Annotated in this window: 4 protein-coding genes; all 4 read left to right on the top strand. The window is 70.5% G+C overall.

The window, feature by feature from the left end; translation table 11 throughout:
- Nucleotides 1-40 precede the first annotated feature (40 nt).
- Nucleotides 41-253 carry a DUF4287 domain-containing protein gene (locus tag ACILRF_RS15190; protein WP_395674366.1) on the top strand — a complete coding sequence of 71 codons (213 nt, stop codon included), beginning with the start codon at nt 41-43 and terminating at the stop codon, nt 251-253.
- Between the two features lie 4 nt (nt 254-257).
- The gene (locus ACILRF_RS15185; protein ID WP_395674364.1) at nt 258-1,607 is read left to right on the top strand and encodes a cryptochrome/photolyase family protein; all 1,350 of its coding nucleotides are present in this window, start codon (nt 258-260) and stop codon (nt 1,605-1,607) included.
- A 13-nt stretch (nt 1,608-1,620) separates the two neighbouring features.
- A complete protein-coding gene (locus tag ACILRF_RS15180) occupies nt 1,621-2,232 on the top strand; it encodes a LysE family translocator (protein WP_395674362.1) in 612 nt (203 codons plus the stop codon).
- 20 nt (nt 2,233-2,252) lie between these two features.
- Nucleotides 2,253-3,868 (top strand): DNA topoisomerase IV subunit B (locus tag ACILRF_RS15175; protein ID WP_395674360.1); only part of this gene is annotated, 1,616 nt, incomplete at its 3' end.

Below are 3,868 nucleotides of genomic sequence, written 5' to 3'. Positions count from 1 at the left end.
GCCATGACGACTATTTGCCTGTGAGGAGACCCAAGCCCCGATGACCGAACCCGTGAAGGGCCCCGCGTCCTACTTCCCCTCCATCGAGAAGAAGTACGGCCGCCCGATCGCCGAATGGCGGCAGGTCGTGCGTGAGGCTTACCCCGCCAAGCACATGGAGTTGGTCGCGATCCTGAAGGATCGGCACGGCATGGGCCACGGCCACGCCAATGCCGTGGTCGCCGACACCCTGGCTCAGGACGGCCTGAAGTAAGCCGGTGGCCGATCCGATCATCGTCTGGTTCCGCCAGGATCTGCGGCTCGCCGACCAGGCGGCGCTGCGGGCGGCGGCGGCGGCGGGGCCGGTCGTGCCGGTCTATGTGCTGGACGATCATACTCCCGCGCCGCGCCATCGGATGGGCGGCGCCCAGCGCTGGTGGCTGCATCATTCGCTGACCCGCCTGAGCGACGACCTGTCGGCGCTGGGCTCGCGGCTGGTGCTGCGCCGGGGGCCGGCGGCGCTGGTCCTGGAAGATCTGATGGACGAGACCGGCGCCGGCGCGATCCACGCCCTGCGCCACTCCGAGCCCTGGTGGATCAACGCCGAGCACGACCTGGGCGCCGGACTGAAACTGTTCGACGGCGATGCGCTGGCGCCTTTGCGCTGGGTGTTGAACGGCTCGGGCCAGCCCTACCGGATCTATTCGGCGTTCTGGCGGGCGCTGAGCCAGCAGATGCCGCCGCCCGAGCCGAGCCCGGCGCCGAAGACGCTGGCCGCGCCCGATCGCTGGCCGGCCTCAGAGGACCTGGCCAGCTGGAAGCTGCTGCCGGCCCGGCCGAACTGGGCGGGCGGGTTCGACTGGCGACCGGGCGAGGCCGCGGCGCGGGAGGCCCTGGGCGACTTCGCCGACGAGGTCAGCGCCTATGAGGCGCGGCGCGACCTGCCGTCCGAGCGCGGCACCTCGCAGCTGTCGCCGCACCTGCATTTCGGCGAGATCTCGCCGGCCAGCGTCTGGCACGGCGTTGCGGGTCGCGCTCACGCCGACAAGTTCCGCAAGGAACTGGCCTGGCGGGATTTCGCCAAGGCCGCCGTGCAGGCCATGCCGACCTATGCCGACAGGGCCGGCTCGGCGAAGTTCGCGGACTTCCCCTGGCGACGGGGTCCCGACGCCGAGGCGGACCTCAAGGCCTGGCAGACGGGTCGGACCGGCTACCCCATCGTCGACGCCGGCATGCGCCAGCTGTGGGCGACCGGCTGGATGCACAACCGGGTGCGGATGATCACCGCCTCGTTTCTGACCAAGCACCTCTTGATCGACTGGCGGCGCGGCTGGGACTGGTACTGGGACACCCTGGTCGACGCCGACTTCGGCAACAACTCGGTCAACTGGCAGTGGGTCGCGGGCACGGGCGTCGACGCCAACATGTTCAGCCGGATCATGGCCCCGCTGGCACAGAGCGAGCGGTTCGACGCCGGCGACTATATCCGCCGCTGGGTTCCCGAACTGGCGCAGGCGCCCGACGAGGCGATCCACGACCCGGGGCCCGTGAACGGCTATCCGGACAAGATCGTCGCCCACAAGGAGGGCCGCGAGCGGGCGCTGGCGGCGTTGGCGAGCACGCGGTGAGCGGCGGCCGATGATGAGCGACCTGCCGATCCTGCGCCCCGAAGTCTTCGCGGCCCTGGCGCTGTTCGCTTTCGCGAACTCGATCACGCCGGGGCCGAACAACATGATGCTGATGGCCTCGGGGGCCAATTTCGGCCTGCGCCGCACCCTGCCCCACTGGGCCGGCGTGGTGGTCGGGTTCGTCGGCCTGCTGCTGGCCTGCGGCCTGGGACTCGGCGGCCTGTTCGCCGCCTATCCGGTGCTGCACGAGGTGCTGAAGTGGGCCGGCGTCGCCTACCTGCTCTACCTCGCCGGCCGGATCGCGCTGTCGAGCTCGCTGTCGGCGACGAAAGGCGGCGGCCGGCCGATGACCTTCTTCGAGGCCGTGGCGTTCCAGGCGGTCAATGTGAAGGCCTGGGCGATGGCCCTCGGCGCAGCGACGACCTATGTTCCGGCCGAGCGCTACATGGCGGGCATCGCGGTCGCCGCGGTGGTGTTCGCCGTCATCAACGCCCCGTGCGTCGCGCTCTGGCTGACCTGCGGCGTGGTGCTGCGGCGCTTCCTGGAGCGTCCAGCGATATTGAGGGCGTTCAACGTCATCATGGCCCTGCTGCTGGTGGCGTCGCTCTATCCGATGTTGTTCTAGAATCGACGCAGACTGACTCCATGTCTCCAAAGCCCGCCCCTGCCCCGAGCCTCTTCGACGACGACGCCCTGAATCCCCCGCCCGCTTCGCCGCTGGCGGAGATCCATGAACCGCGCGCCGATCCGGCGGTGGTCGGCGCGGCGGTGGGCGCCACGGTCGCCGCGTCCAGCCCCACGTCCGGCTATTCGGCCAAGGACATCGAGGTGCTGGAAGGGCTGGAGCCCGTCCGCAAGCGGCCGGGGATGTACATCGGCGGCACTGACGAGCGCGCCCTGCACCACCTGTTCGCCGAGGTGCTGGACAACGCCATGGACGAGGCGGTCGCCGGCCACGCCAAGGTCATCGAGGTCAGCCTGGACGCCGACGGCATGTTGTCGGTGCGCGACGACGGCCGGGGCATCCCCGTGGACCCGCACCCCAAGCATCCGGGCAAGTCGGCGCTGGAAGTGATCATGACCGTCCTGCACTCGGGCGGGAAGTTCTCCGGCAAGGCCTACGAGACCTCCGGCGGCCTGCACGGGGTCGGCGTCTCGGTGGTCAACGCCCTGTCGGAGCGGGTCGAGATCACCGCCTGGAAGGACGGCTTCGAGTGGCGCCAGGCCTTCACGCGCGGCAAGCCGATCGGCGGCCTGGAAAAGATCGGCCCGACGCGGAAGAAGGGGACGCAGGTCGCATTCCTGCCCGACCCGATCATCTTCGGCGACGGCGCGGCGTTCAAACCGGCCCGGCTCTACCGGATGGCGCGCTCCAAGGCCTATCTGTTCGGCGGCGTCGAGATCCGCTGGAAGTGCGATCCGTCGCGCATCCAGGACCAGACCCCGCCCGAGGCGACCTTCCGCTTCCCCAACGGCCTGGCCGATTTCCTGGCCGAGCGCGTGAAGCAGATCGAGACCGTGACGCCGGAGCCCTTCGCCGGCCGCTATGAGCGTCCGGGCGAGGCCGGCAAGGTCGAGTGGGCCGTCACCTGGACCCCGGCCGGCTTCGGCGAGGCCGACGGCTTCATGCAGTCCTACTGCAATACCGTGCCGACCCCCGAGGGCGGCACGCACGAGAGCGGCCTGCGCGCGGCCCTGACCCGCGGGCTGAAGCAGTACGCCGAACTGACCGGCGAGAAGCGCGGCGGGATCATCACCGCCGACGACGTCGTGGCCCAGGCCGGCGCCCTGGTCAGCGTCTTCATCCGCGACCCGGAATTCCAGGGCCAGACCAAGGAGAAGCTGTCCTCCAGCGAGGCCCAGCGCCTGGTCGAAAAGGCCTTGGCCGACCCGTTCGACCACTGGCTGACCGCCCAGCCGAAGGCGGCCAGCGCCCTCCTGCAGTTCGTCATCGAGCGGGCCGAGGAGCGGCTGAAGCGCCGCAAGGACAAGGAGGTCGCCCGCGCCTCGGCGACCCGCAAGCTGCGCCTGCCCGGCAAGCTCGCCGACTGTTCCGGCCAGGCGACCGACGGCACCGAGCTATTCCTGGTCGAGGGAGACTCGGCCGGCGGCTCGGCCAAGCAGGCGCGCGACCGGCGCACCCAGGCGATCCTGCCCCTGCGCGGCAAGATCCTGAACGTCGCCTCGGCCTCGCTCGACAAGCTCGGCGGCAACAAGGAACTGGCCGACCTGATGCTGGCGCTCGGCGCCCAGGGCGGCTC

It is taken from the genome of Phenylobacterium sp. (assembly GCF_044236515.1).
Classification (GTDB): domain Bacteria; phylum Pseudomonadota; class Alphaproteobacteria; order Caulobacterales; family Caulobacteraceae; genus Phenylobacterium.
The sequence above is the reverse complement of the archived record's forward strand: the minus strand, read 5'-3'. Positions and strand labels throughout refer to the sequence as shown.

Excerpts from the sequence above, each read along its gene's own strand:
- ACILRF_RS15190 (WP_395674366.1), top strand. The coding sequence starts at position 41 with ATGACCGAACCCGTGAAGGGCCCCGCGTCCTACTTCCCCTCCATCGAG.
- ACILRF_RS15180 (WP_395674362.1), top strand. The coding sequence starts at position 1,621 with ATGAGCGACCTGCCGATCCTGCGCCCCGAAGTCTTCGCGGCCCTGGCG.